This is a genomic window from Pseudomonas frederiksbergensis (assembly GCF_001952935.1).
GTDB lineage: Bacteria > Pseudomonadota > Gammaproteobacteria > Pseudomonadales > Pseudomonadaceae > Aquipseudomonas > Aquipseudomonas frederiksbergensis.
In genome coordinates this window covers 5,093,954-5,120,278 of the sequence record NZ_CP018319.1, presented here as the reverse complement: position 1 = coordinate 5,120,278, position 26,325 = coordinate 5,093,954, and the positions used below count along the sequence as shown (strand labels likewise).

26 protein-coding genes, 1 tRNA gene and 2 pseudogenes are annotated in these 26,325 nt (G+C 57.7%); 10 read left to right on the top strand and 19 right to left on the bottom strand.

The features are described from left to right. Window positions 1-2 precede the first annotated feature (2 nt). Window positions 3-665, top strand: a complete 663-nt coding sequence (nthB, locus tag PFAS1_RS24160; protein WP_074877475.1) for a nitrile hydratase subunit beta — start codon at window positions 3-5, stop codon at window positions 663-665. Next, on the top strand, window positions 662-1,885 hold the full coding sequence (locus tag PFAS1_RS24155; protein WP_076030809.1) for a GTP-binding protein: 1,224 nt from the start codon (window positions 662-664) through the stop codon (window positions 1,883-1,885). The genes nthB and PFAS1_RS24155 overlap by 4 nt, the downstream gene beginning before the upstream one ends. 543 nt (window positions 1,886-2,428) lie before the next feature. On the opposite strand, the gene PFAS1_RS29630 is transcribed toward PFAS1_RS24155, so the two are convergent. Further along, complete coding sequence (locus PFAS1_RS29630; RefSeq protein ID WP_156886753.1) at window positions 2,429-3,118, bottom strand: hypothetical protein; 690 nt, start codon at window positions 3,116-3,118, stop codon at window positions 2,429-2,431. Window positions 3,119-3,372: 254 nt separating this feature from the next. Here PFAS1_RS29630 and PFAS1_RS29625 point away from each other — a divergent pair, with 254 nt between their 5' ends. Then, on the top strand, window positions 3,373-3,522 hold the full coding sequence (locus tag PFAS1_RS29625) for a hypothetical protein (RefSeq protein WP_232252161.1): 150 nt from the start codon (window positions 3,373-3,375) through the stop codon (window positions 3,520-3,522). 248 nt (window positions 3,523-3,770) lie between these two features. On the opposite strand, the pseudogene PFAS1_RS24135 reads toward PFAS1_RS29625, so the two are convergent. Next, window positions 3,771-3,955: pseudogene (locus tag PFAS1_RS24135) on the bottom strand (DUF6124 family protein); the annotation flags it as partial. A 439-nt stretch (window positions 3,956-4,394) separates the two neighbouring features. On the opposite strand from PFAS1_RS24135, the gene PFAS1_RS24130 reads away from it, so the two are divergent. Beyond that, on the top strand, window positions 4,395-4,889 hold the full coding sequence (locus tag PFAS1_RS24130; protein ID WP_076030807.1) for a cupin domain-containing protein: 495 nt from the start codon (window positions 4,395-4,397) through the stop codon (window positions 4,887-4,889). A 21-nt stretch (window positions 4,890-4,910) separates the two neighbouring features. Here PFAS1_RS24130 and PFAS1_RS24125 read toward each other — a convergent pair whose 3' ends face one another. The 3 genes from PFAS1_RS24125 to PFAS1_RS24120 are packed head-to-tail and all read right to left on the bottom strand — an operon-like array spanning window position 4,911 to window position 5,931. Then, window positions 4,911-5,309, bottom strand: a complete 399-nt coding sequence (locus PFAS1_RS24125) for a beta/alpha barrel domain-containing protein (RefSeq protein WP_250637978.1) — start codon at window positions 5,307-5,309, stop codon at window positions 4,911-4,913. A gap of 35 nt (window positions 5,310-5,344) precedes the next feature. Next, window positions 5,345-5,476: an oxidoreductase gene (locus PFAS1_RS30145; protein ID WP_250637977.1), complete on the bottom strand. Its 132-nt coding sequence runs from the start codon at window positions 5,474-5,476 to the stop codon at window positions 5,345-5,347. A 35-nt stretch (window positions 5,477-5,511) separates the two neighbouring features. Further along, the gene (locus PFAS1_RS24120) at window positions 5,512-5,931 is read right to left on the bottom strand and encodes a hypothetical protein (RefSeq protein WP_232252160.1); all 420 of its coding nucleotides are present in this window, start codon (window positions 5,929-5,931) and stop codon (window positions 5,512-5,514) included. A 311-nt stretch (window positions 5,932-6,242) separates the two neighbouring features. Here PFAS1_RS24120 and PFAS1_RS24115 point away from each other — a divergent pair, with 311 nt between their 5' ends. Beyond that, window positions 6,243-7,385 (top strand): sensor histidine kinase, encoded by a 1,143-nt coding sequence (locus PFAS1_RS24115; protein WP_076030806.1) that lies wholly within the window; start codon window positions 6,243-6,245, stop codon window positions 7,383-7,385. Between the two features lie 496 nt (window positions 7,386-7,881). On the opposite strand, the gene PFAS1_RS24110 is transcribed toward PFAS1_RS24115, so the two are convergent. The 4 genes and pseudogenes from PFAS1_RS24110 to PFAS1_RS30065 all read right to left on the bottom strand — a co-directional run. After that, complete coding sequence (locus tag PFAS1_RS24110; RefSeq protein ID WP_076030805.1) at window positions 7,882-8,550, bottom strand: gamma-glutamylcyclotransferase; 669 nt, start codon at window positions 8,548-8,550, stop codon at window positions 7,882-7,884. A 516-nt stretch (window positions 8,551-9,066) separates the two neighbouring features. Next, complete coding sequence (locus tag PFAS1_RS24100) at window positions 9,067-9,768, bottom strand: glutathione S-transferase family protein (RefSeq protein ID WP_076030804.1); 702 nt, start codon at window positions 9,766-9,768, stop codon at window positions 9,067-9,069. 798 nt (window positions 9,769-10,566) lie between these two features. After that, window positions 10,567-11,130, bottom strand: coding sequence for a TetR/AcrR family transcriptional regulator (locus tag PFAS1_RS24095; RefSeq protein ID WP_076030803.1), 564 nt, complete (start codon window positions 11,128-11,130; stop codon window positions 10,567-10,569). A 244-nt stretch (window positions 11,131-11,374) separates the two neighbouring features. Continuing rightward, window positions 11,375-11,530, bottom strand: a pseudogene (locus PFAS1_RS30065) (glutathione S-transferase); the annotation flags it as partial. Between the two features lie 235 nt (window positions 11,531-11,765). Here PFAS1_RS30065 and PFAS1_RS24085 point away from each other — a divergent pair. Together PFAS1_RS24085 and PFAS1_RS24080 are read left to right on the top strand one after the other, a co-directional pair. Next, window positions 11,766-12,098, top strand: coding sequence for a hypothetical protein (locus PFAS1_RS24085; protein WP_076030802.1), 333 nt, complete (start codon window positions 11,766-11,768; stop codon window positions 12,096-12,098). A 403-nt stretch (window positions 12,099-12,501) separates the two neighbouring features. Continuing rightward, window positions 12,502-12,906, top strand: coding sequence for a DUF6632 domain-containing protein (locus PFAS1_RS24080; protein WP_074877494.1), 405 nt, complete (start codon window positions 12,502-12,504; stop codon window positions 12,904-12,906). Between the two features lie 81 nt (window positions 12,907-12,987). Here the strand turns inward: PFAS1_RS24080 and PFAS1_RS24075 are convergent, their stop codons facing one another. The 5 genes from PFAS1_RS24075 to PFAS1_RS24055 all read right to left on the bottom strand — a co-directional run bounded on the left by PFAS1_RS24075 (window position 12,988) and on the right by PFAS1_RS24055 (window position 18,377). Then, on the bottom strand, window positions 12,988-14,052 hold the full coding sequence (locus PFAS1_RS24075) for a 2,3-butanediol dehydrogenase (RefSeq protein WP_232252288.1): 1,065 nt from the start codon (window positions 14,050-14,052) through the stop codon (window positions 12,988-12,990). Between the two features lie 91 nt (window positions 14,053-14,143). After that, a complete protein-coding gene (locus tag PFAS1_RS24070) occupies window positions 14,144-15,256 on the bottom strand; it encodes an acetoin dehydrogenase dihydrolipoyllysine-residue acetyltransferase subunit (protein WP_076030800.1) in 1,113 nt (370 codons plus the stop codon). After that, window positions 15,253-16,272 carry an alpha-ketoacid dehydrogenase subunit beta gene (locus PFAS1_RS24065; protein WP_054597393.1) on the bottom strand — a complete coding sequence of 340 codons (1,020 nt, stop codon included), beginning with the start codon at window positions 16,270-16,272 and terminating at the stop codon, window positions 15,253-15,255. Before PFAS1_RS24065 ends, PFAS1_RS24070 begins: the two co-directional genes overlap by 4 nt. Before the next feature lie 35 nt (window positions 16,273-16,307). Next, a complete protein-coding gene (locus PFAS1_RS24060; RefSeq protein WP_076030799.1) occupies window positions 16,308-17,285 on the bottom strand; it encodes a thiamine pyrophosphate-dependent dehydrogenase E1 component subunit alpha in 978 nt (325 codons plus the stop codon). A gap of 33 nt (window positions 17,286-17,318) precedes the next feature. Then, complete coding sequence (locus PFAS1_RS24055) at window positions 17,319-18,377, bottom strand: ATP-NAD kinase family protein (protein ID WP_076030798.1); 1,059 nt, start codon at window positions 18,375-18,377, stop codon at window positions 17,319-17,321. 342 nt (window positions 18,378-18,719) lie between these two features. Between PFAS1_RS24055 and PFAS1_RS24050 the strand changes: the two genes are divergently transcribed. Then, window positions 18,720-20,615 carry a sigma-54-dependent Fis family transcriptional regulator gene (locus tag PFAS1_RS24050; protein ID WP_076030797.1) on the top strand — a complete coding sequence of 632 codons (1,896 nt, stop codon included), beginning with the start codon at window positions 18,720-18,722 and terminating at the stop codon, window positions 20,613-20,615. 93 nt (window positions 20,616-20,708) lie between these two features. Here PFAS1_RS24050 and PFAS1_RS24045 read toward each other — a convergent pair whose 3' ends face one another. Then, the gene (locus tag PFAS1_RS24045; protein WP_076030796.1) at window positions 20,709-21,926 is read right to left on the bottom strand and encodes an MFS transporter; all 1,218 of its coding nucleotides are present in this window, start codon (window positions 21,924-21,926) and stop codon (window positions 20,709-20,711) included. 128 nt (window positions 21,927-22,054) lie between these two features. Between PFAS1_RS24045 and PFAS1_RS24040 the strand changes: the two genes are divergently transcribed. Next, window positions 22,055-22,669 (top strand): TetR/AcrR family transcriptional regulator, encoded by a 615-nt coding sequence (locus PFAS1_RS24040; protein WP_076030795.1) that lies wholly within the window; start codon window positions 22,055-22,057, stop codon window positions 22,667-22,669. 138 nt (window positions 22,670-22,807) lie between these two features. Here PFAS1_RS24040 and PFAS1_RS24035 read toward each other — a convergent pair whose 3' ends face one another. Continuing rightward, the gene (locus PFAS1_RS24035) at window positions 22,808-23,149 is read right to left on the bottom strand and encodes a YajG family lipoprotein (RefSeq protein WP_076030794.1); all 342 of its coding nucleotides are present in this window, start codon (window positions 23,147-23,149) and stop codon (window positions 22,808-22,810) included. A gap of 220 nt (window positions 23,150-23,369) precedes the next feature. On the opposite strand from PFAS1_RS24035, the gene PFAS1_RS29615 reads away from it, so the two are divergent. Continuing rightward, on the top strand, window positions 23,370-23,621 hold the full coding sequence (locus PFAS1_RS29615) for a hypothetical protein (RefSeq protein WP_156886751.1): 252 nt from the start codon (window positions 23,370-23,372) through the stop codon (window positions 23,619-23,621). 147 nt (window positions 23,622-23,768) lie between these two features. On the opposite strand, the gene PFAS1_RS24020 is transcribed toward PFAS1_RS29615, so the two are convergent. The 3 genes from PFAS1_RS24020 to uvrC form a co-directional block, all read right to left on the bottom strand. Further along, window positions 23,769-23,844: transfer RNA gene (locus tag PFAS1_RS24020), tRNA-Gly, on the bottom strand. 62 nt (window positions 23,845-23,906) lie between these two features. Continuing rightward, on the bottom strand, window positions 23,907-24,467 hold the full coding sequence (gene pgsA, locus PFAS1_RS24015; RefSeq protein ID WP_008150904.1) for a CDP-diacylglycerol--glycerol-3-phosphate 3-phosphatidyltransferase: 561 nt from the start codon (window positions 24,465-24,467) through the stop codon (window positions 23,907-23,909). 32 nt (window positions 24,468-24,499) lie between these two features. Beyond that, window positions 24,500-26,323 carry an excinuclease ABC subunit UvrC gene (gene uvrC, locus PFAS1_RS24010; RefSeq protein WP_074877509.1) on the bottom strand — a complete coding sequence of 608 codons (1,824 nt, stop codon included), beginning with the start codon at window positions 26,321-26,323 and terminating at the stop codon, window positions 24,500-24,502. Window positions 26,324-26,325: the final 2 nt, after the last annotated feature.

Below are 26,325 nucleotides of genomic sequence, written 5' to 3'. Positions count from 1 at the left end.
TTATGGATGGCTTTCACGATCTCGGTGGTTTTCAAGGCTTTGGCAAGGTTCCCCATGTCATCAATAGTCAGGATTACAAACAAGTCTTCAAACAGGAATGGGAACACCTGGCTTACAGCCTGATGTTTATCGGTGCCGACCAGTTGAAAAAATTCAGCGTCGATGAAATACGTCACGCCGTCGAACGACTCGATGTCCGCCAGCACGTTGGCACGCAATATTACGAACGCTACGTCATCGCCACGGCCACGTTGCTGGTCGAAACCGGCGTCATTACCCAGGAAGAACTCGATTTGGCATTGGGTTCAACCTTCAAATTGGCCAATCCTCCCCATGACAAGGGCCGCCCCGCCATCACTGGCCGCCCGCCATTTGAAGTGGGCGACCGGGTAGTGGTTCGCGACGAATACGTGGCCGGCCACGTGCGCATGCCGGCCTATGTGCGCGGCAAGGAAGGCATCGTCCGACACCGCACCTCGGAAAAATGGCCGTTCCCGGATGCCATCGGACACGGCGATTTGAGCGCAGCGCATCAGCCCACCTACCACGTTGAATTCCAGGTGAAGGATCTGTGGGGCGATGCTGCGGATGATGGTCTGGTGGTGGTCGACCTGTTCGAAAGCTACCTGGACAAGGCCGTCGATGCGAAAACGGTGGCCGCATGATTGACGGGGCCCTGTCGGGCCGGCTGCCGGTGACGGTCCTTTCAGGCTTCCTCGGCTCCGGCAAGACGACCCTGCTCAACCACATCCTGCGCAATCGCGCAGGCATGCGGGTGGCGGTCATCGTCAACGACATGAGCGAAGTCAACATCGACGCCGAGGACGTAGCGCGCAATGTGTCGCTGCACCGCGGCAGCGATGAACTGGTCGAGATGAGCAACGGTTGCATTTGCTGCACGCTGCGCGCTGACCTGCTTGAGCAGATCAGCCTGCTGGCGCGTCAGCAGCGCTTCGATTACCTGCTGATCGAGTCCACCGGAATCTCCGAACCGATGCCGGTCGCCGAGACCTTCGCCTTCCTCGACTCGCAAGGTTTCAGTCTGAGCGAACTGGCGCGGCTCGACACCTTGGTCACCGTCGTCGATGGCAGCAACTTCCAGGCGCTGCTGGCCTCGCGGGACACTGTTGGCGGCGAGGACGAAACGGGCACGTCATTACGCCACTTGTCCGATCTGCTGATCGAACAGGTGGAGTACGCCAACGTCATCCTCGTCAGTCGGCTGGACCTGATAGGCGAGAAAGGCTTTCTGGAACTGAGCGCCCTCCTCGCGGGCCTCAATCCGAAGGCGGAAATCCTGCCCATGACCCACGGTGCCGTCGATCTGTCGAAGATCCTCGACACTGGCCGCTTTGACTTGCCGAGCCTGGTGCAGTCACCCGGCTGGATGAAAAGCCTGGAAGCCAGTGACGAGCATCCACCCGAGTCGGACACCTATGGAATTGCTTCCTGGGTGTATCAGGAGCGTGCGCCATTCCATCCGCAACGGCTGCTGGAGTTCCTGCAGTTGCCCTGGCAAAACGGGCGACTACTGCGTTGCAAAGGCTACTTCTGGGTTGCCAATCGGCATCTGGACATCGGCATGCTGGTGCAAAGTGGCGGGCAATTTCGTTGGGACTATGTCGGGCGCTGGTGGACATTCATCGCGCAATCGCAATGGCCTCAGGATGACTATCGCCGCGGAGGGATAATGGCCAAATGGGACGAGATCACCGGGGATTGCCGGCAGGAAATCGTCTTCATCGGTCAGGGTCTCGACCTGGATATGTTGAAGCGGCAACTGGACGCCTGCCTGCTGACCCCGGAAGAGATCATGGACGGTCCTCAGACGTGGCCAACCTTGCCAGGCGCAACATCCTTCGACCTCAAGGCATTGTCGCCCTGACCGCTCGGCAGTCTGCCTGGCAATGCACCACTTTAGCGAAGCCCGGCAAGCCTCGTTATAACCTTTGACTTCAATTTCACGGACTGAGAGGCGCTGACTCAGACATAAGAGCGGTGAATACCGTTGGTTCCGCGGCCGTGGCCAGACCCGACGCGCGGCTGACGGTTCGCCTATGACCTTGAACGCCCAATGGCGCTCAACTGCAACAAATCACCGCGCTCGTTATGGACGCATAGCAAATGCGCAGAAGAAAAAATGTAGGGATATTCGGCATGAGATAGAGGATGCGGCGGATCTAGAGATCACTGATTTCGGGCAGCCTCCTCAATCAGGAAGCAGAAACGTCTCGCCCCAGGACAGGACGTTAAGAGCAACGCAGTACTGACGTTTTAGGCAGGATTTCGATGTACGTTTTAACGCACAAGAAAAACGTGGTTGGTAGTTGTTTTCAGCAAAACTCGCTGGAGCAAAAAAGAAGCCGAAGCGTCTCTTTTCAAGGCTTCCGGTCGAGGATTGGGGCCTACTTTTCCTCGATCTGAATGCTCAATCTTCCCAGGCATCATCGTCACTCATCTGACCGCGCAAATCTGGCTGGATGACCTTGAGCTGGTCCAGCGCTTCGCGCAGGCTAGCGCCCTTGCAGGAGTTTCCATCAGCATCAAAAAATCTCCATTCGCCGTTGAGAGTCCGCTCCCCCACATACCAGTCATGCGCTTGCCAGAAATTCAGCCGTTCAACGTCTTTAAGCAGTCGTTTTAGCTGTGCATCTTCGGGAACTGTCGGGCTTCCGTGGATCAACTTTAATAGGTCTGACTCATGGGCTTCTGCAAGTGATTCCGAATTCTTAGCCGAACCGGTTGGGATCGTCGCGGAGACACTGCATTCTTTGAGTCCGGCTTCATGGAGGGCGTACACGTCCTCTACGTCCGTCTGCACAGCGCCATCGAGCCATTCGTCAAAATCGGTCAGTGTGAGCCTAGCCATCGTTGGGCAGCCCTTGGTGATGTCTGCTCGTCGATACACCTCGGACTTAATAGCTCCGCTGGGGTACAGCACGTCTGCGACCTTCAGCAAGGCCAGTTCGGTGACGCGAATCCCAGTGGTGTGTGTGTGTGTGAGCCATAAAAGCATCACGTCGCGCTCTGGCAGACGGCCAGTAACAGATGCAACGCGGATCAAGTGTTTGAATTGCCCTGGACGAAGGGATGCTGCGCGGCGGATGGGTGTAGTCATAGGGTTCTCTGTCAGGATTGATGACGAATCGCGGACGATCCTGAGAGAGTTTGCAACGGGCCTCCTGAATAGCTTACAGACCCACGTGCCGTGGTGTTCACGGAAAATTACCGAACAGTTGAAAGAACATAAGTGGTGTGAGGAAAAGTGAGTTTAGAACTGGATGTTGCAGCGCTTGCCGATGTTTGCGTCTGGTACAGGAGTGTCGAGTGCCTGACCTGAGCCCCGCCCGTTCGGCGCCTGGACCCGGCCGCTTGCGCAACCAGCCCCCCTTATCAACCGCCGCCAGTGCCGGCTATGCGCAAAGCGAAGCCGCGACCTCCATTCTGGTCAGCACCGTGCTGTCGATCGTGACGTTCTCCTTTGCGATCTACCTGATTGATGGCGGGCTTGCCGCTGCTTGACTGCGGGCTCGCGCAGGCGCCAGGCGGAAATCGCTGCGGCGGCAGAGGCGTCGAATAAACGCGCTGGAGGCTGATACCACCACCATAAAAAACGGGACGCCAAGCGTCCCGTTTTTGCGAAAACAGATAGCACAAACAACAAGCAACCTGTGGCGAGGGAGCTCGCTCTCGCTGGCCTGCGCAGCAGGCCCATCTGTTGAACCCGTTTCGCCGCTCAGTGGAAACAATCCCCCTCACCACAGGTCAGCGACCGACGCCAGCGTCTCGACCAAAAAAACCGCCAGGGTTTCGGCCGTAGCTTCTGGGTCCACGGAAAACAGCCTGCTGGAGGTACGCGGGGTGGCTTTGATATCGGCGTTTGATGGGAAGTGGAAGTCGAGGGCGCGATCGGCGGCTTCGTTGAGTTTTTTTGAATCGGGTTCGTAGGGGACACTGGATCGGTGTCGGGTGGGTTGGGCGTGGCGCACGCGTAGGTAACGACGCAAGGCGTTGGAGCCGTTAGGACGTAACACCGAGTGTCTTTAAACGGGGGCCTTGAAACGTGTTTAAGACATCAAACGTCGGGCGAATATATCTTGGCTGAAATCGATGGCGTCGTGTCTGACGCCATCGGGGGCAAGCCCGCTCCCACAGGGAGATGTGGCGAATTCGAGGTCTCGGGGTGGCAATCGGTATGTCCGACATCGGGTTCGCAACCCATTGATTACATTACGTATCAACTGAAATGCGCGTCAGCGGCATTATCACAAGCGTGCTCTACCTTTAGATTTTGGCAGGAATTTTGTGTCTTCAGCGGCGACTCGACTTGACTTGTTTATCGGAGAACCAGGTGACGACGCCGATTTATTTATGACGTAACCAAGGTGTCTCTCATGATTCAGAGCATTATGAAAACTGCTAGCCTGACCACCCTTCTTGTCGCATGTGCAACAGTGTCGCTCGTTCAAGCGCAACCCTTGCCGCTCGGCGAACCCGGGGCTTTGCATAATGAAGACGTGGAGTGGCGCAACTTTCCAGCGTTCCCGAAAGAAGTGAAGCTGGCAGTTCTTGTCGGTGCCCCTAGTAAGCCTGGCCCATACGTTGTGCGAGTCAAAGTGCCTAACGGCATTAAATTAATGCCCCATACACACCCTGAAGACCGTATCTACACCGTAATGTCCGGTGTGTTTTATATTGGTTTCGGGTCTGTATTTGATCCAGACAAGTTAGTGGCTTACGGCCCTGGCAGTGTTGTAGTACTCCCGGCCAATACACCGCATTTTCATTGGGCCAAGTCAGGAGAGTACATCTCTCAAGTGTATGGAACAGGTCCGTTAGGTCTTGAGTATATTGATAGTCATGACGACCCTCGTAATTCGTCAAAATAAGGAACCTGCACGGTGGGTCCACTATGCGCTCTCTGCGACTTGCGACGAGTACGCGGGATAATCGATGTAGCCATGTGCTCCCCCGCCGTAGTAAGCCTCCCTTCCCGCTTCGGCCAGTGGCCAGCCATGGCGCAAGCGATTGACCAGATCGGGATTGGCTATAAACGGCCGGCCAAAAACCACCAAGTAGCTTAGTCCTCCATCAATGGCCTGCTGCGCTGTTTCACGGGTGAACCCGCCCGACACCATCAAGGTGCCGGCGTAAGCTGTACGGAAGGCTTTTTGAAAGACTGGCGTGCCAAGATGACTGGCATGCAGGTAGGCAATCTGGCGTTGGGACAGCGCTCCGGCCAGGGCGAGCCAAGTGGCCTCTTCGCCATCGAACGGCTGCAGATCAGCCAGGTGGGCAAAAGGCGACACGCGGACACCCACCTTCGAACTACCGATCTGCGCACTCACCCCATCGACCGTCTCAAGCAGCGACTCGCAATCGGTGCACCACCGTAACGGTCTTCACGTGTGTTGAAGCCGCCGTTGATGAACTGTTCAAATAGATACCCGTTACCGGCATGAATTTCGAGACTCAAAAAGTGATGACATTTAGTGATTCCTCCGCGTGACTTCAGGAATGTGACGGGAAGTACGGCAGAACGTACTCGCCGAGTTCGTCGAGGATTTCGCCATAGGGTTGACGGCTGACCTTGGGGTTGAGCGCGATATGCGAAACACCGGCAGATTGCGCTAGCTCCAGGTAGTTGCGCAGGCCGTTGCGCCCCGCCCGGAAGCCACCTTGGATGCGCTGGAATGGCTGATCCGGGTTGTCGCTGAGATCGAAATAACCACCCAGGTCCAACGGTTTGAAGGCGTTGCGCTTCTCTGCCTCATGCACGGTGGCGTGCCAACTCTCGCCCAACGATGCCAACCGTTCTGGGCTTTGAACGCCGGCAAGATAGCCATCAAGGTGCTGAGCCAACCATTCAATGCTCTGTTGCGCCTGGCCGACAGCAATTGAGGGGACGCGGCCATACGGCGCTTTCGGCACCAGATCCAGGTTTCCCGGTGAGCCACCGAATCGCTCAGAGCGGAAACGCCCATTTCGGGCTCACGTTCGGATCACACACCCTCTCGGCGCGAACTTCGGAGGGGTGCTCTAGGCAATGGACGCAAGAGTCAGGGTCAGTGTCAAAGCTGGCGACGCCTTGATCATGCGTATCGACAAAGCGGGCCTCATACGCACTGAGCTTTAAAAGCTATAAACAACCTCCTACACTGCTGAACACCCGCTCACACCGTATCTGCGCAGCCTCGCTTTCCTGCCGGCCTCTGCATCGCCCTCCCATTAGGATCACCGACATGCGCCTGTCCGATTTCATTCTTGAGAACCTTGAGCCGATTCTGCAGGCCTGGGAAGATTTCGCCAGAACCATTGAGACGCCGGGTGCGGACCTCGATAGTGAAGCTCTGCGAGATCATGCCGAACAGATGTTGCGGGCAATTGTAAGTGACCTGCGAACAAAGCAGACGAAGCGAGAGCAAGCGGCCAAGTCTCAAGGCCAAGCCCCTTCAGATGATGAAGAAACCGCAGCTGAAACGCATGCAATGACGCGGCTAATGGCAGGTTTCACGATCGATCAAATGGTGTCGGAATATCGAGCACTAAGAACGAGTGTCGTCAGTCAGTGGATGAGGCAAGTGAAGGATGGCACGCCGATTAATGTCGAGGACATGACCCGATTCCATGAGGCCATCGATCAGGCTCTCGCCGAATCCATTGCCAGTTACTCACGCGCGGTGGAGGCGTCACGCAACGTATTTTTAGGCATTCTCGGCCACGACCTGCGCACCCCGCTTGGAGCAATCTTGCTGGGTGCCGATATGTTGAGGCGCTCAGAAGGGGCCGGAGCCCGGGCTACCAAGGTTGCCAATCAGATATATACAAGCGTGCGGCGAGCGAGCCAAATTGTTGGAGACCTACTTGATTTAACACGCTGCCAAATGGGCCCAGGCATTCCTGTCAAAACGACGGATCTAGATCTCTCGCACGTTTGCGAACGTGTTGTCGAAGAAATCCGAGCGTCTCATCCAGAGGCGATTGTCTTGTTCGACGCGAAGACTCCAGTTCAAGGGCAATTCGATGGCGCCAGAATGGAACAAGTCTTCTCGAATGTAATCAGCAACGCTGTACAGCATGGAGATAATCAACTCCCTATCAAGGTGGAGTTAGAGACCTCAGAAGACTGCGCTATTTTTACCGTCCATAACAGTGGAGAGCCCATACCAGAGGACGTTCTCCCGTTTATATTTAACCCTATGGGTCGTTTCTCTCAGCGATCTGCAATTGATCACGGGCCGACAGAGGGGCTGGGCTTGGGCCTGTTCATCGCGTCAGAGATCGTGGCATCACATAACGGTTCAATCGATGTCAGTTCTGACTCAAGTGGAGGCACCACTTTTCTAGTCAAGCTTCCAATTACTGAATCGCCCCTGCTTAAGTAGACACTCGGGAGCGTCCGCTTCTGGCCGTTTTCTGCCTCTCACCACGGGCAGAAAACGACCGAAAGCGGACGTCTGACTTGTGACTTCTGAGCAAGGAATGCCTTGAGCGCTGATGGCGAAAGAGTGATGGCGTCAACGGCGTTTAACGCCCCTTGGATAGTTATTGCCCCCCCGATATGGAACCACAGTTGTACCAAGGGGTTGAAGGCATGAGCAAATGTTACCCGGCTGTGAGCCGTTTTTGCGGCGCCCAAAGGCGATATCAATGGGGTAGCGACCACTTGAACCATGGTGACGCCGGTGGCGAGAAAAAATAGAGCCCCTAGAACGGCGATGAGCAAGCCGGCATGCGTCACCGGTATGAAGAGCAGGCAAATCGTTCAGCGGGTGGAAAAGGCGTCACAGTTTTGCGACTAGCTATCGCCTGGACCAACGAGCAAGAACCTCTTAGTCGTGACGTAAGATTATTTCGCTGGCAGGTATCTGCCACTGTCACTTACATTACCAGTTCATATGGTTGCCTCCCAAGTTCAGTAAATAATACATCGACGTATTCATCCACAATTCCGTACTCACTCAGCGCGTGATGGAGCCTTTGGACATAATCGGCATTGCTTCCCAATGGTCCCTCTGCACTGGCAATGCAGCCGGCGATGGCTGCTACTGTCGCGTCTGCCTCAAAAAACGGGTGGGTGGGCTCCGCTATAAAGACCAGAGCCGTGGCTTCAGAACCATCCTTTAGGGAGATCGTGGTCCAGATCGGCCGATAGACTCCAGTGGCCATCTCGCGAACCCACAATTGAATTAGTTCCTCTTCTGCTACCTGTTCGGTCAGCCGGAAGGCGATTCCTTCAGTTCGGCCGCCGGATTTCAAAGCTAGCATTCGACCAGGTTTATCCAGAGTTGCGCGGTTCGCGAGCAATCGTAAACAAAAGCTGCGATGCCAACCAAGTAGCTTGGCTGCCTGCTGTTCTGCGAAGTTCAGCAAGGGATTCCAGATCAGCGATCCATAACCAAAAACCCAGAAATCACCTCGGTCGGGGCGCTCCTTCATTGTTTCGCGCATCGATTTTTCGATGCGGTCGAGCGGCCACAGAACGTTTTCAGGCAACTCTTTGAAGTTATCCAGGTAGGCCCCAGACGTGAGTAGGTTCTTTGTTAACATTTTTAACAGCCTCCGTTTACGTTCTACTACTCGATGGTGAGAGCTAGAAGCTCCTAGCCCCTCCGGTCTAAGCGACCTGAATAACTAAAATGCGGTTAACTTTCTAAGCACTAAGTTTTCCTTAGCAAGAAGCAAAACTCTTCCTAGGCTTGGCTCAAGAAGCTGAGGTGCTTACTTCTCAATCTGATCTTGCCGACCCACTCAGTCGTGCGGCGAATGGTTGTCGCGCGACGATGCGGGATACTTGTCGTTAACTGCCGACATTGGGAACCATTCGAGCGCGCGATAGCTTTCGATTAATGAGTCGAACAGCGAAAGATCAGACGGGCTTCTTGCAAGGAATTGCGCGCCTGCGACGGCTGCGAAAACCGTTGTACACATCGGTCGGTGGTTAATGCAGTGCACCATTTACAACGCAGTGGAGCTCATGCTCAGAGATGTCAAAGCTCCCTACGGTCACCGAGAAAGCCAGGGGTGTGGCGATCTCGGCGCGCCGGAGTTTCCATTGAGAAGCTGTTACTGGGCTGGCGAATCCAGCTCAGGAATACCGCTGTTGTGATCAGCGTAGGCAGCTTGGAAGCTTGGACGTTTTGTCCAGCGCTGCCAGTACGCATCTAGGAACTCAAAACGCTCGTCCAGTGGAGTGGCATTGACCGGGAATTTCGAGAAGGCGATAGCGGTTGCCAGGGTAATGTCCGAGAAGGTCGGGGCATCGCCGCCGAGCAGCCATTCGCGGCCGTCTGACAAATGACGATTGACCAGTGCGGCGTGAGCCAAAGCTTCCTTGCGGCAGTGTTCGCCCCAAGCCTCATTCTTGGTCAGTTCTAGCTTGAAGCCGAGTCCGGTGTGCAACACGTGAAACGCTGTAACGATGCGGTACAGGATGTGCACCCACACCCGGTTATCCCACATGTTATCCAGACCCTGTTCCAGTGCGGTCTCTCCCATGATCTTGCGACCGGGATATTCTTGGTCGAGATAACGAACGATGGCAGCCGTTTCGGAAATGTAGCTACCGTCAGCCAGTTGGAGGGTGGGAGTTTCGCCCCACGGGTTCATATTCAAATGACGCCAGCCACGCTGTTCGCCTACAGGGGACATGTCATAGATGGTCTCGGCAAATTGGTCAGCGATGCCCTTTTCGTGCATGAACAGACGCAGACGCTGTGGGTTCGGAAAGGCCGAAGGCGAAGTGAAAAGCTGAAGTTTAGTAGTCATGGTCGATCCTACAGGTTGGTGGTCGGGCCACCTAACTATCGTTAGGTAGACAAACCTTGGCGGAAGGCTCGATGCACGTCAACACCTATCTAACACTTGTTAGGTGAAAGTTTCTTACTGGGTTTTTCTGGCTGTTTTGGTTCGATTGAGGTGAGTCGCTCACTCCAGTCGGAAAAGGGCGCGCAACCTAACATCAGTCGCGAGGCTCACTCGCTTTATCCCAGCTAATGCGGGCTGGAAACTCCCCTGAATGATGCTGAACACCTATGTCTGTGCTACTTCGCACGCGTCGAGCGCTAAAGCCTGTGAGCAAGGGGCAGCGAAAGCTTCGAAAAGCGGGGCTGATCAAGGGTGCAACTGTCTGTGGCACGTCCTCAACGTCTGAGACGTTAACAACAGGCGTTAGAAGTGATTATGGGAGGAAAGGGGAATGGATATGACGGACATTCACAACGCATCGGCGTCCAGGTGACCTCAAACGGTACACATGCCTGAACCAAGGTGCCAGGTGGATCATTTTCCAATTTGGCTTAAAAAGCTCGAGGCCAAGTGATACACAAGCGTTGCCTTTAAAGGCCCACACTGAGTCCCAGCATAGATGGCCTAGATATTGGACTCACCGTTATGAGATTTTGGAAAAAGAAATGCATTCTGGGATACGTCGACATATATCACACTGTTTACGCAGCCCCCTTCCCGCCTGCGCCGTCGCATAGCGAAATGCACATGCGCGCCGCTTCGCATTGGACGCGCATGCGGCAAAGCCGCCGTTTCGCTGAACCGAGTCGCTGTCAGTTGCTACGCCGGCATCGGCCCGGACGCGCGGTATGAATCGACCAGGGCATCGAAAAGCGAGATATCCGAGCGACTTCTAGCAAAGAGCTGGGCACCGACAATAGCTGCGAAAATTGCACGTGCTCTAGATTCACTCTCACTTGATTCGCACACCTTCGCAGCCAATAGAAGCTTGCTTAGCCATGCAATGTTGACATCAGCAAAGGTCTGAATTTCTTTTGTCATCTCAATGGGCAAAGTATCGGTTTCAGCGCCCATGAAACTGCCCAGGCAGAGACGATTGTCGGCCTCAAGCGATCTTCGGAATATTTCAGGAAAGCGACGCAGAGCGTCAATCGGAGACGGGCTTTCTGATTCGATCGTCTCGAGCGCGAGCGCACCGTCCTCCCAATATCGTTTGGCAACGGCAATACCCAGATCGGCTTTGCTTGGAAAATGGTAATAAATACTCGCCGCTTTGATACCAACATCTTGCGCAAGGTCGCGGAAATTCAAACCATTGTAGCCCTGCGATTGGGCAATTTTCTTGGCCGCCAACAAAATGGCTTCCTTGGAGTTGACGCTCATCTCGGTGCCTTTCGTCTTGGGACGATCTCTTAAATATAGAAAGCTAATTTACAGCAAAGACCTACCTTTTGACAGGTAGATTGTCAGTGAGAGCAGTGTTGGGTGCTCAGTCAAAAGCCGAGCCATCATGGTTCAGCAAGCAGCATCGCCAGTCGATACCAGCGACGTGACGAGATCCCTACGGTCACCGAGAAAGCCAAGGGTGTGGCAATCTCGGCGCGCCGGAGTTTCCATTGAGAAACTGTTACTGGACTGGCGAATCCAGCTCAGGAATGCCGCTGTTGTGATCAGCGTACGCAGCTTGGAAGCTTGGACGTTTTGTCCAGCGCTGCCAGTACGCATCTAGGAACTCAAAACGCTCGTCCAGTGGAGTGGCATTGACCGGGAATTTCGAGAAGGCATGGCGGTCGTCCTTGAGGAATGATGCCGGAAGCCTAGCTCTTCTCGTCTTTGGCTGAGACTGGCCGACAGCTGCCCGCCATGATAGGCGGCAGATGGACAGATGCTGACGCTCGCCGGTATCTGTTCTGTTGGCCTTTGTCACCTCAGCTCAGACCCTACGACGCTTTACTACAGAGTCCGGCCATCCTGATAGAATCGATCAGGTTATAAATAACACCCTTCTGAGAAATGGTATGAATACGGAATTGATGGAAGATGAGATGCGCCGGGCGCTATTCGGTGATTCTGAGTCCTCTGCGCCGGCAATTAACTCAGACGTGCAGGACACAGTCCCGGATGTTGTGATCGTACAACCGGTGAAGGCCGCGAAGAAAAAGGCAGTCTCAAAAGGCTTCACTCCTAGGTTGAGAGTTACGCTCCGTGTGGGAAACGAATTTGAAGGCGAGATGCACGAGATGGTGCATGAGGCCGATACGCTGAGCTCCCTAGTTGCAGAACAAGAAGCTACAAAGACGGCCAGAAAAAAATTCAGGTTTGTGGAAGTAGTCTCGGTCAAATCGATGTAAGTGGGTACTCTCACTTTTCGCCCGCTGGGCATCAAGCCGCATTCACTTTACCGCGGGTCACCCAACAGATTTGTGTCGATTGAAGCCTCAAATATTAGGGGCGTTAGTCGTATCCCGGATTGGATTTAAAACCATCACCCCATCCCACTATCAATGTTTAACTTGTCGCCAACCCCAAACCACATATCTGAGGGTGGCGAAAGGAAAAAATCGACCCATAGCTGCCGGTGAGCACCGACAGAAATCGGCCAGAAGCGGACGGTGGACGGAGCGATAGCAAATGAGTAGCTATGCTTGGTCTACTGCCGAAACTGATTGAGCCGATTGTTATCCACCAAGCCCGTGAAGGCGTTATTCCCCCACTTGGGGTCAAATTAGAGTCAGGCCCAAAGAGGAGTCCGCCATGACCTTAGTCGATCGCCTCAGGTATTTACGTGTCGTTCTAATTTTGGCTGGCCTCGCCTGCCTTGCTCTCTACCCACTTATGTTGTTCTGGCCGTCCGGCTGGGCCTGGCACGTCGGTCACTCGGACTACCCGATGATGATCGTTGGCATCTACGCCACACTTGGCGTGTTCTTGATCCTGGCCGCACGTGATCCATTAGCCAATCTGAGCCTGATCTGGTTCACCGTGTGGTCTAGCGCCGTACACGGAGCAATCATGGCCGTCCAGACGGTCACCCAACCGGGGCAAATGGGGCACTTGGCAGGTGACGTGCCGGCGCTCTTCATCGTGACGGTTGCCTTGGCCATCTTGACGCCCCGCTCGCAATTGGCCGCTCGGCCCGGGACACACAAACGGGCCTGAGAGCAGGCATGAAACTACTTCCATCCCGGGTATGCTCACTTCGTTTTCACATAGCCTGGGTCATCGCGCGATTCAGCCGCTTCAGACTCGAGCGGGTGACACGATGATTTTGACGTTGTGCTCCTTGTTGTTGACCAGCTCCTCGAAGCCCTGACCCACGATCTGTTCCAACTGAATGCGCCCGGTCACCAGTGGTGTGATGTTCAGCCGGCCATCAGCAATAAAAGCGATCACGTCAGCGAATTCACCGTTATAGGCCAGCGCACCGAGTACCTGTTTTTCGGTAGCCACCAACTCGAAGAAGTTGAACTCGCTGGGCTCCTCAAAGATCCCCACCAATACGCACTTGCCGGCCTTGCGGATCAGATCGATCGCGAGCTTGGCCGTGTGTTTGTTGCCGATGCATTCGAAGCTGACATCCGCCCCGAGCCCACCCGTCAGGCGCCGTACCTCGGCCAAGGCATCGCACTCATTGGGATCGAGCACATGGGTCGCCCCCACTTCCAGAGCCTTGGCCTTGCGCGCTCCAGACATTTCCAGAGCGATCACCTGAGCCGCACCGGCAGCCTTGGCGCACATGATGGTGCATAAGCCAATGGTGCCTGCACCGACCACCACCACATTCTGCCCGAGCAGGCTCCCGGCTTTTTTCACCGCGTGCATGCCCACCGCCAGCGGCTCGATTAGTGCCCCGGCTTCAGCAGGGAAGTTCGCCGGCAATTTGTACAGCAGGTTGGCCGGCACGTTGACCAGTTCGGCGAAGGCACCATTGTTCATCAACCCGGTGAAGGCCAGGTTCTCGCAGATGTTGTACAGCCCATGGGTGCAGTAGTAGCAGGTGCCGCAATGTTGGCAGGCGTCGGCCGCCACCGGTTCGCCGACGCTAAACCCCTGGACACCGGCACCGAGTTCGACGATCTCACCGCAAAACTCATGACCGAGAATGCACTGGCCCTTGATCCCGGTCAGCGGGTGCGGCGCGTCGACCGGTATGAACACCGGCCCGGCCACGTACTCATGCAAATCGGAGCCACAAATTCCGCACCATTGCACACGGATTTGCACCCAGCCGGCGGGCGGTGCTATTGGCAGCGGAACGTCTTCGACACGGATATCGTTGCGGCCATGCCAGACCGCTGCGCGCATGCTGCGTACCGGATTGATTGAAAGGCTCATAGCAAAATCTCCTTGAAATCGTTGGTCCTGGCGCCCCGCGTGAGGCTGCCAGGAGAAGTCGTCAGTGCTGTTGCACAAAGTCCAGGATCAATCGGTTGACCTGCTCGGCCGCTTCCATCTGCACCATGTGCGCTTGACCTGGCAAGACCTCGACCTGGGCCTTCAGCCCGGCGCTGTGGTTCACCGGAATAATTGCATCGTCACTGCCCCAGACCAGCAACACTGGCAGCTGACCTTCCTGCACCACGTGGCGCAGATCCAGTTGTTGCCGGCCCTCGGTAAACAGGCCCGAAACCAGCATTCTCAATGCCGCGTCCACCCCTTCCAGGCGCTTGTACTTGAGCATGTCTTCGAGCATCTGCCGGTTGACCAGCTCGGGGTTGGAGAACAGTTGCACCAACTGTGGCTTGAGGGCATTGCGGTTGGTAGCCTCGACAAAGCCTTGCAGGTAATCGCCGTTGATGTCCTCGCCCAGACCGGCGCTGCCGATCAAAGTCAGGGACCGTACCCGCTGCGGAGCCAGACGCGCAGTGTTCAGCGACACCGCGCCGCCCATGGAGTGCCCCACCAGATGCGCTGCGGGAATGTCTAGGTGATCGAGCAATGCCAGCACTACGCCGCTCAGCTCATCCAGGTCTCCACGCTCCAGCTGTTTGGTCGACTCGCCATGGCCCGGCAGATCCAGCGCAATCACCCGGCGGCCGGCGGCTAATGCTTCGTGATTGAACATCCAGTTGTTCAGGTCACCGCCAAAGCCATGGACCAGCACCAACGGCACACCTCCATCGCCGCGCTCGAAGTAACGGATCAACCGCCCGTCCAGCTCGACCTTTTGCGGTTTCGGCCCGCTGTCTTCTTCGGCACCGTCACCGGGCACGAACGCGGCTTGAAACTGCTCGACCACCGCTTCGATCTCCGCCTCGCTGGCTTCGCCGTCGACCACGATGCCGAGCAACGCACCCACCGCCAGGGTTTCATCCTGGCGGGCGATCTGCCGACGAAGCACCCCGGAAAACGGCGCCTCGACACTGCTGGAAATTTTGTCGGTTTCGACATCCAGCACTTCGTCGCCCTTGGCGATAGCCTGGCCCTCCTCCTTGAGCCAGACATCGACCCGTCCCTCGGTCATGGACAGGCCCCACTTGGGCATGGTCAGGGTATGGATCTGGCTCATGAACGCTTGCTCCACTCAATCAGCTTGAGCACGGCGCTTTCGATCTTCGCCGCGTCGGGAATATAGAGGTCCTCCAAAGCATCAGAGAACGGCACCGGCGTGTGCGGCGCAGTCACCATCTCGATCGGCGCCTTGAGCGAGGCGAAAGCTTTTTGCGCCACCAGGGCCGAGATGTCCGTGGCCATGGAACAGCGCGGGTTGGCTTCGTCGATCACCACCAGGCGCCCGGTCTTTTCCACGCTTTCGAGAATGCTGTCTTCGTCCAATGGGCTGGTGGTGCGCAGGTCGATCACCTCGCAGTCGATGCCGCGTGCGGCCAGATTGCGCGCGGCGTCCATCGCCGTGTTGACGGTGCGGCCATAGGAGACCAGCGTCACGTCCTTGCCATCACGCAGGAAGTTGGCTTCGCCGAAGGGAATGGTATAGAGCTCTTCCGGTACTTCACCCTGCATGCTGTAGAGCATTTTGTGTTCACAAAAGATCACCGGGTCATTGTCGCGGATGGCCTGGATCAACAAGCCTTTGGCGTCATAAGGCGACGACGGGCAAACCACTTTCAGCCCTGGAATGTGGGTCCACAACGAGGTCAGCATCTGCGAGTGCTGGGCGGCGGCCCGCAACCCGGCACCGACCATCGTGCGGATCACCAGGGGCGTGGAGGCCTTGCCACCGAACATGTAGCGAAACTTGGCCGCCTGATTGAGGATCTGGTCCAGGCAGCAACCGGCGAAGTCGACAAACATCAATTCGCACACCGGGCGCACACCACAGGTCGCGGCGCCCACTGCAGCACCGACATAACCCAACTCCGACAATGGCGTGTCCAGCACTCGCCCAGGGAATTGGTGATAAAGGCCCTTGGTCACGCCCAGCACCCCGCCCCAGGCGTCGTTTTCACCGGGGGCACCGGCACCGCCGGCGACGTCCTCACCCATGATGAACACGCTGGGGTCGCGGCGCATTTCCTGGGCCAGCGCTTCGTTGATTGCCTGCTGATAACTGATTTTTCTCGCCATGATGAAGGTCTCGATTCTTGTTATAGGGGGCGTGTTCAGGGATAGGAAACGTAGACGTCGGAGAGCAGATCGGCCGCGCTCGGTTTGGGATCGGACTTGGCCTTGCGCACGGCGTTCTCGATCAGCAGGTCGACATCGCTGTCGATCTGGTCCAACTGACTGGCCTGCACCCGCCCGGCACGGAGAGTGCGCTCGCGAAACTGCATCAGGCAGTCGTTGTGCTCGCGGAAATGCTTGACCTCGTCCGGCGCCCGATAGGTCTGGGCGTCGCCCTCAAAGTGACCGTAATAGCGAGTCAGCTTGACCTCGATCAGTGACGGCCCCTCCCCGGCCCGGGCTCGCTCCACGGCGGCACCGGCGGCTTCGTGAACGGCGAAAAAGTCGAAGCCGTCCACCGTGACCCCGGGCATGCCGAAACCGGCAGCGCGGTCGGCGATGTGATCGCAGGCCACCGACCAGTTGGAGGCCGTGGCTTCGGCATAACCGTTGTTCTCGGCAATGAACAGGCACGGCAGATTCCACACCGAGGCCATGTTCATCGCTTCGAAGACCGCCCCTTCGTTGGAGCCGCCGTCACCGAAAAACACCACCGCAACGCTGTCAGTCCCCTTGAGTTTGGCGGCCAGGGCCGCGCCTACGATCAGCGGCGCACCGGCCCCCACTATGCCGTTGGCACCGAGCATGCCCTTCTCGAAATCGGCGATGTGCATGGAGCCACCCTTGCCTTGGCAGACCCCGGTTTTCTTGCCGTAAATCTCGGCCATCATCCCGTACACATCGACGCCTTTGGCAATGCAGTGGCCGTGACCACGGTGGTTGGAGGCAATGCAATCGTCATCACCCAAGTGGGCCATGACCCCGGCGGCTGAAGCTTCTTCGCCGGCATACAGATGGACGAAACCGGGAATCTCGCCGGTAGCGAATTCCACGTGCAAGCGTTCTTCGAAAACGCGGATGGTGCGCATCACCTGGTAGGCATGCAGCAATTGATCAGCGGTCAGCTGTGTCGACATTTTTATTCTCCAGGGTGTCTTGAGGCTCAAGTTTCAAGGTGCAAGGTTCAAAGGGTGTTGCGGGTGTTCACGGCCGATGGCCAGAAGTCGCTGTTGCGCGGCATAGGCCAGGGCCGCGTTGACGTCGATGCTCAGCGGACCACCGGCATCGAGGGTGACCGTGGGCCGGTCATGGGCGTTGAATTCGATCTCGCGCTCGCCATCCAGAGCCAGGGTGCCGCTGGCCAGGCACAGACCATGAGCGACGCCGGGTTCAAGGCTTGCGGCAGCGAGTACACCGCAGCCTTGCAGCAGGCCGGGAGCCAAAGGCACCAGCAGTGCTTCTGGAGATTGCGCATCGAGGCGCATCCAGGCCCCGCCCGGAGCCTGACGTGACACGGGAAACCACAAGCCGCAAAGGGCCGAGATGCCAATGGACTGCGGTTCAGCGAAAGTCACAAACACCTCGGCCAGATCGGCTCCGCGACTGATGGCCCGGGCGCCGACGAAGGGCAACGAGGACACCGCCACGTCCACCAGGGCCATCTCGCACAGGCCACGACTCAGCTCGCGCACCAGCAAGCGTTTATTGCGGCGCAAAGCGATCTCGGGCGGGATCCGCCCACTGGCAAACAGCCCGCCGGCCAACCCGGCGCTGGTGGCTTCACGCAGTTCCGGAAAGGCGTTGTTGGTGCCAGTGGACAGGGTCAGCAGCGGAACATCGCCGACTTCGGCGGCTACCGCCTTGTGAGTGCCGTCGCCGCCCAGCACGGCGATCAGGGCAACGCCGCGTTCGGCCATCCAGCGCGCCGCGTGACGGGTGTCCTCGACACTTTGGCGCAGGGTCAGGTCGAGGAACTCAAGGGCCGGCCAGTGACTGCTGCGAGCCTGGCGACCGTGGCTGTTTTTCAGCACAGCGGCGGCGATGCCGGTCATGTCGGTGGGCATCAGCACCCGCTCGATGCCCGTGGCGCCAAACGCAGCCAGCAAGCGCTGGATCACCGAGACCTTGTCGGTGCTGGAAAACAGCCCGGCGTTGGCGGTCAGGCGCCGCACGTCCCGACCGGATGCCGGGTTGGCGATGATGCCTACGGTCAGCGGCTCACGACTCATGACGCCACCGCGGGCAGAACAGGGAAAAGGGCTGGGCAGGACATCGGGCACCTCTTTTTATTTTTGGGTTGCCAGTCGGGCTGGTTGCCAGAGCTAGAGCAAAGCCGATGCCAGATCCGCCAAAATACCTGCACAAGCCCGTCGTAGAGCGGTCCCGCGAGAACCCGAGGGTGGTCGAATCAAGCCCGAATGAGACGCGTCATGTCAGGCTGCACGAGGTGGCGGCGAGACCGTGAGACGTTGCGTCTCACCGCCAACCCTGGGAGACCCGGCCCTTGTCTGCGACCAATGAACGGCGCTTAATAGCCGCACAACTAAAAGAAGATGGAACCGGAGGCCTTAATGCTTTCCGCACACTCGAAGGCGCATGTGGATTGCGTCAGCCGTGTTTTGAAAAATGCCGAACACCTGCCGCAGTTGCCTGTGCCGGGCTTGATACTCGACTCCTGGCGCCGCTCCATGGAGCAACACCATCTGGACCCTGGCTCATTGCAAGGGCCACGGATCCTTTCGCAGAACGTGCTGCAGGAATGCCGCGAGCGTTCCGAGTTGTTCTTGCGCATTGCCAGCGAAGAAGTCGCCCGCCTCCACGGTCGCGTGCGTGACGCTAACTACTGCGTGCTGCTGACCGATGCCCAGGGTCAGACCATCGACTATCGCGTGGAAACCTCCATCCGCAATGACTGCCGTAAAGCCGGCCTGTACTTGGGCACTTGCTGGTCAGAAGGCGAAGAAGGCACCTGTGGCGTGGCTGCGGTGCTGACAGCGAGAACACCGATCACGGTGCACAAACGCGATCACTTTCGCGCCGCGTTCATCGGCCTTACCTGCTCGGCCGCGCCGGTCTTCGACCCGCGAGGCGAATTGCTCGGAGTGCTCGACGTGTCCGCAGTGAGTTCCCCGGACGACCGCCGCTCCCAACATTTGATCCGGCAGATGGTGGTGCAAAGCGCACGGGAAATCGAACAGGCGTTTTTCATGAACAGTGCCCAGGGTTACTGGGTGCTGCGAGCCCACAACAGCCCCGGCTACGTCGACAGCCAACCCGATTACTTGCTCGCCTGGGATGATGACGGCCGTTTGCAGGCACTGAACCCGGCGGCTCGGCAGTTGCTGCTGCAAAGCTTTGGCCAACTGCCGGAACACATCGGCCAGGTGTTCGATCAGCAGTTGTTGCATCGGGCCAGCGACGAATCGCTCTGCGTGCTTCACGGCCAAGGTGGCCACCCTGCGCTGCATGGACGACTCCGCGGTCCACGTCGGGTGAAACGCACCCCATCGCGTCCTGTATTGACACCCGCCGAGCTCGATCCGCGACTGGAAGAAAGCCTGCGCCTTGCAGTGCGGGTCAAAGACCGCAACCTGCCGGTGCTGATCCAGGGTGAGACCGGCTCCGGCAAGGAAGTCTTCGCCCGTCAGTTGCACCAGGCCAGCCAGCGCCGTGAGCGTCCGTTCGTTGCAGTGAACTGCGCGGCGATCCCGGAGAACCTGATCGAAAGCGAATTATTTGGCTATGTCGCCGGTGCTTTCACGGGCGCCTCGAGCAAGGGCATGCAAGGTCTGCTGGAGCAAGCCGACGGCGGCACGCTGTTTCTCGATGAAATCGGCGACATGCCCCTGCTCTTGCAAACCCGTCTGCTGCGGGTTCTGGCCGAAGGTGAAGTGGCACCACTGGGAGCTTCACGGCGCAAAGCGATCGACCTTCAGGTCATCTGCGCCAGTCACCGCGATCTGGAAGCACTGGTCGCCGCGGGCGAATTTCGCGAAGACCTGTACTTTCGTTTGAGTGGAGCCCGCTTCCAGTTACCGCCGCTGCGCGAACGCAGTGACCGCCTGGCGCTGATCAACAGGATTCTCGATGAAGAATCGACGATTTGCGCAGAACCCATGCAACTGGGAAGCGCGGCGCTGGAATGCCTGCTTGGCTACCGCTGGCCAGGTAACGTTCGCCAGTTACGCCACGTGCTGCGTTATGCCTGCGCGGTGTGCGATACAAACCTGATTCAGGTCAGCCATTTGCCCGAGCAACTGCAAGGCCACAGGCTTAACGGCCCAAGTTTCAGCGACACCAACGATTGCGGCGCGAGCCCCGAACGCCAAGCACTGCTCGATGCCCTGGTGCGTCATCGCTGGAAACCCACCGCCGCCGCCAAGGCTTTGGGCATCTCTCGGGCAACGCTGTATCGGCGGGTGCATCAGCACGGCATAGAGATGCCGGGTAGAAGCCAGGTTGAATGAGCCTGAAAGCCAGCAGAAAGAACGATTAACTAACGTTTTTTGTACTTTCTTCTGGCGATTTCCAAAGCCTTCTTTTCAACCCTTTTTTATGGTTCAGTGCCCCGCAACAACGGGCCTTCCAGTCGCACGCGCGCCCGATTTGAAGCCATGAACCCGAGCCCCCCAGACAATCACCAACCCCACCCCGACCAACACCACCATGGCCCATGGAAAAGAGGCGGCGCCCCACCTGTCCAACAACACTCCGCCCACGACACCACTCGCGGCAATCGCACTATTCCAGGCCACCACATTCAGCGACAACGCCACATCTGCCCCATCCCCCGCGGCATCCGCCAGCGCCGTTTGCAGCAACGTCGCCGCTCCGCCGAAGCTCACCCCCCAAACCGCTGCGCCGACATAGATCATCTCCGGCACGCGGCCCAAAAGGCCAAACATTACACACACCGCCGCAAACGCTGCCAGGCTCACCAACACCGTTTTGCGCAAAGATACCTCAACCCTTTTGGCAGTCAGCCAAATCCCCACCAACGCCGCAATGCCAAACACCAACAACACCACATCCACCCGATCCGCCAATCCCGCTGGTGCCACGAAGGGTGCGATGTAGGTATAGAGAATGTTGTGCGCCAGCATCCAGCTGATGACCACTGCCAGCACGGGTCGCACGCCTGGCGTGGTCATCACGGTACGCAATGACATGCGCTGGCTGGCGGCTTGAGGTGGGTAGTCCGGGACTTTCACCAGTACCCAGGCGATCAGCACCAGTGTGAGGACGGACATGATGCCGAAAGTGGTGCGCCAACCTACGAGAGCGCCCAGCCAGGTGCCGAGTGGTACACCCAGTGAAAGGGCAATCGGTGTGCCGACCATGGCCAGCGCTAGCGCCTTGCCTTGTTGATGGGGCGCGACCATACGCCTGGCGTAGCCGGCCAGCAGGCTCCAGGCCAGGCCAGCCGCGACGCCGGCAAAAAAGCGCGCCACCAGGATCACGCCGTAGTGCGATGACAACGCGGTGATGGAGTTGAACAGCAAGAAACCGACGATAGTCAGCAACAGCACATTACGGCGGCGCCAGCCGCGGGTGGCGATGGTCATGGGGATGACCGCCAGCACCGAGCCCAGCGCATAAGCGGTGACCATCTGGCCAGCCATGGAAGGGGAAATTGCCAGGCCTTCGCTGATCAGCGGCAACAGGCCGGCGGGCAATGTTTCGGTGACAATGCAGATGAAGCCGGTCATGGCCAGCGCGAGCAACGCGCCGATGGGCAGGCGGTCGGGCGCTGTCGATAAGGTAATTGAGGGTGTCACGGGAGATTCCTTGAGTGAGGATTCAGACTTAAATACTGATCGATACAAATGTTGAAGGATGCCCGTGTTCGTTGTCAATGACTTATGTATCGACTAGTATTTATCTCGTCATCCAGAGGAGCCTTGAAATGGCGCAAATGGGCCGCCCCCGCACCTTCGACCGCGACCACGCTGTGGAACAGGCCATGCATTTGTTTTGGCAACACGGCTACGACACGACCTCGCTCGCAAAGTTGAAAGCCGGACTGGGCAGAGGGATTTCCGCACCAAGTTTTTACGCAGCGTTCGGTTCCAAGGAAGCGTTGTTTGATGAGTGTGTGCAGCGTTACCTGGCGACCTTCGCTCAGGTCACCGAATGTCTGTGGGACGAGAGCCTGCCGCCACGCCAGGCCATCGAGACTGCGCTACGCCAGTCGGCGCGCATGCAGTGTGAGGACAGTCATCCCAAGGGCTGCATGGTGACCCTCGGTGTGATGAGCGCACCCAGCCCGGAGAATGCTCGGGTGGTCGATGCCCTGACCCAATCTCGCGCCCGGACGCGCGCGGGGATTTTGGCGTGTGTCGAACGGGGAGTCAGTGCCGGTCAGTTGCCGGGCAATACTCACGCGCCCGCGATGGCTGCGGTGTTCGACAGTTTCTTGCAGGGCATTTCCATCCTCGCTCGTGATAACACGCCGCATGAGGTCATTGATGCGGCCATCACTCAGATAATGTTGACGTGGGACATTGCAGCCTCCTGCTAGAAGCCAGCAGATGTAAACCATCATCAATACGACACAGCAGACGAAAAAAAGCCCCGCCACCGAATCCGGTGCGGGGCAAAAAACTGGTTGGTTGCGGCCAACCAAAGGAGCACGGTGAGAAGCGTTTACGGGCCAGGATCAGATGCAATCCTGCGCAGCGCGTTCAAAACTTGAAGGCAGGAAGTTCGAGGCCAGCAAATGCCGTTCGTAGATGAACACCTTGCCGCCGCTCCCGGTCTTGTAGGCTTCCAGCACGTTATCCGCCGAGACTTTGCTCGGCACGACGATCCGGTAGCTGCGCTGGGTCTGCGAGACAGTCGGGTTCAACGCACTGCCCTGCAATTTCGGCACGACACAGTCGGCGTATTGGGCCGGGGTCTTGCTGGTCTGCAAGGTCAGGGTCGGATCGTTCGGCGTGGAGGCACAACCGGCGAGCAGCAAAGCGGCAAACACCATGGCGGTCACGAACAAAGGGCGCATCGGTCTCATAGCCGTCTTGCCCGATTTCCGAGACAGGGTGGCCGAGTACTTGACCCAATACGAAACCGTACTGTTGTGCGAAAAAACGCCCGACCTGGCGCGCCCTCTTTGGACTCGACATCCAGGTGATGAATCGGTAATCGCATGTGCAGCAGCATTCTTATCACCGCGGTAGCGAACAGGCAGGCAAAAACGATGGCGCCGATAATGACGGAGCTCAATGCGTGACCTTCCTCGTCATTGCACGTATCAAAAGTACCGTCATCACTGCGTGCAAGATGACCACTGGCCACAAGAGAACCCCTCTCGCGTCGCCGCAGAAGCCAACGTAGGTGAGATACAGCGCAACGGCTGCGTTATAGATCAACATGCCGAGCATGGGTGGGCCGGGCCAGCAGGCGACCGCCAAGGCGATGAGAGCGATGCCGGCCATGCGGACGATGACACCGGTCAGTTCGATGCCAAGCAGTAGATGCCCGACCAGAGAGGGGACAAACAGCAGCCCCACGCTATCGTATTGGCAGCCACGAGCGTGCTTTCAGGAGGAACTCGGCAAAGAAAGACTTTTCTTTGGACGAAAAAAAATGGACCTCTTTTCAGAGATCCATTTTTTAATGCTTGGAGCGGGAAACGAGACTCGAACTCGCGACCCCGACCTTGGCAAGGTCGTGCTCTACCAACTGAGCTATTCCCGCGTCTTGGTGTGGCGCATTCTATAGATTCCAGAAGCCCCGTCAACCCCTTGATTCAAAAAAGTTTATTTCTTTTCCACGTCGGTCTTCAGATGCGGCCAGGCAGCCCGCAAATACTGGACCATGGACCACAACGTCAGGCCCGCGGATATCAGCAGCAAGGCGTAACCCAGCAGTACCCAGAACGTGAAATCCGACGGATTGGCCAGCAGGATCACCAGCGCCAGCATTTGCGCGGCGGTTTTCCATTTGCCCAGGTTCGACACCGCGACGTGAGCGCGGGCGCCGAGTTCGGCCATCCATTCGCGAAGTGCCGAGACGACAATCTCGCGACCGATGATCACGGCGGCCGGCAGTGTGAGCCACAGGTTGCCGTGTTCTTGCACCAGCAATACCAGCGCAACAGCGACCATCAGCTTGTCGGCCACGGGATCGAGGAAAGCCCCGAACGGCGTGCTTTGTTCCAGTCGGCGGGCCAGATACCCGTCCAGCCAGTCTGTGGCAGCGGCAAATGCGAACACCGAGGCGGACGCCAGGTAGCTCCATTGATACGGCAGGTAGAACAGCAAAATGAAGATCGGAATGAGCAGGACGCGTAGTACGGTAATCAGATTAGGGATATTCATCGGCACAACTGGCTACGAGGTGAGGGGGCATTCTACTCGCTGTGCAGATTGGCATAAATCAACTCTGCGAGCTTTTTACTGATCCCGGGTGCTTTGGCGATCTCTTCGATGCTGGCACGAGACAGCTCCTGCAATCCACCAAAATGTTTCAACAAATCGCGGCGGCGTGTCGGCCCGACACCGGCAACGCCCTCAAGCGTAGACGTGCGGCGGGTTTTGCCACGACGGGCGCGGTGCCCGGTAATCGCGAAACGGTGAGCTTCGTCGCGTATCTGCTGGATCAAATGCAGCGCGGGGGAGTCACCGCGCAAGGTGAATTCGTGGGCAGCATCGTTCAGGTACAGGGTTTCGAAACCGGCCTTGCGCGTGGCGCCCTTGGCTACACCCAGCAAAATCAGATCAGGCACGGCCAATTCATTGAGCACGTCGCGGGCCATGGACAGCTGCCCCTTGCCACCGTCCACCAGCAAAATGTCCGGAAGCTTGCCCTCCCCGTCCTTCAGTTTGCTGAAGCGCCGGGTCAGGGCCTGATGCATAGCGGCGTAATCATCGCCCGGGGTGACGCCTTCAATGTTGTAGCGACGGTAGTCGGACTTGATCGGACCTTCGGGGCCGAACACCACGCAGGATGCCACGGTCGCTTCACCACTGGAGTGACTGATGTCGTAACACTCCAGGCGCTGTGGCGGTTCGTCCAGGTTCAGCACTTCCGCCAGGGCATCGAAACGTGCAGCAACGTGTTGACGATTGGCTAGTCGCGCTCCCAGTGCCTGCTCGGCATTGGTGACCGCCAGCTGTTGCCAGCGTGCTCGTGTACCACGAACCCTGTGACTGATGGTCAATTCGCGACCACGCAGCTCATCGATGGCTGCGATCAGGGTCGGGAAGTCTTCGTGAACCACGTTGACGATCAGTTCGCTCGGCAGGTCGCGCTCGGGACTGCTGATGAAGTACTGGCCGAGAAACGCCGCCATGACTTCAGAAACGTCCTCTTCAATACCCACCTGCGGAAAGAAGTTCTTGCTCCCCAACACCCGCCCGCCCCGCACACTGATCAAATGAACGCAGGCACCACCTGGATTGACGAACGCTGCGATCACGTCGACATCGCCCGTCCCGCCTTCCATGCTTTGCTGGTCCTGGACCCGGCGCAGCAATGAAATCTGATCCCGCAGCTCAGCAGCACGCTCGAACTCGAGGTTGATCGCCGCCTCTTCCATGGCTGCGGACAACTCGTCCGTCAGCGCATTGCTGCGCCCCTCAAGGAACATCACCGAGTGCCGGACGTCTTCGGCATACACCTCGGGCTCCACCAACCCGACACAGGGCGCCTTGCAACGTTTGATCTGGTATTGCAGACAAGGGCGCGTACGGTTCTTGTAATAGCTGTCTTCGCACTGGCGAACGAAAAACGTCTTCTGCAGGAGGCTCAGGCTTTCACGAATCGCACCAGCACTGGGATAAGGGCCGAAATACTTGCCCTTGGCCTTTTTTGCACCGCGATGGATGCTCAAGCGTGGGAACTGGCCATCCGAGAGAAAGACATAGGGGTAGGATTTATCGTCGCGCAGCAGGATGTTGTAGGGCGGACGCCATTCCTTGATCAGCGTCTGCTCAAGCAACAAGGCTTCGGTTTCATTGGCCGTAATCGTCGTTTCGACCTGAGCGATACGCGCGACCAGCGCCGCAGTCTTGGGCGCAAGACCGGATTTGCGGAAGTAACTCGACAGGCGATTCTTGAGGTTCTTGGCCTTGCCGACATAGAGCAGGCGTGCCTCGCTGTCGAACATGCGATACACACCGGGACGCCCACTGACCGTCGACAGAAAGGCGCTTGGATCGAAGACTTCAGTCATTT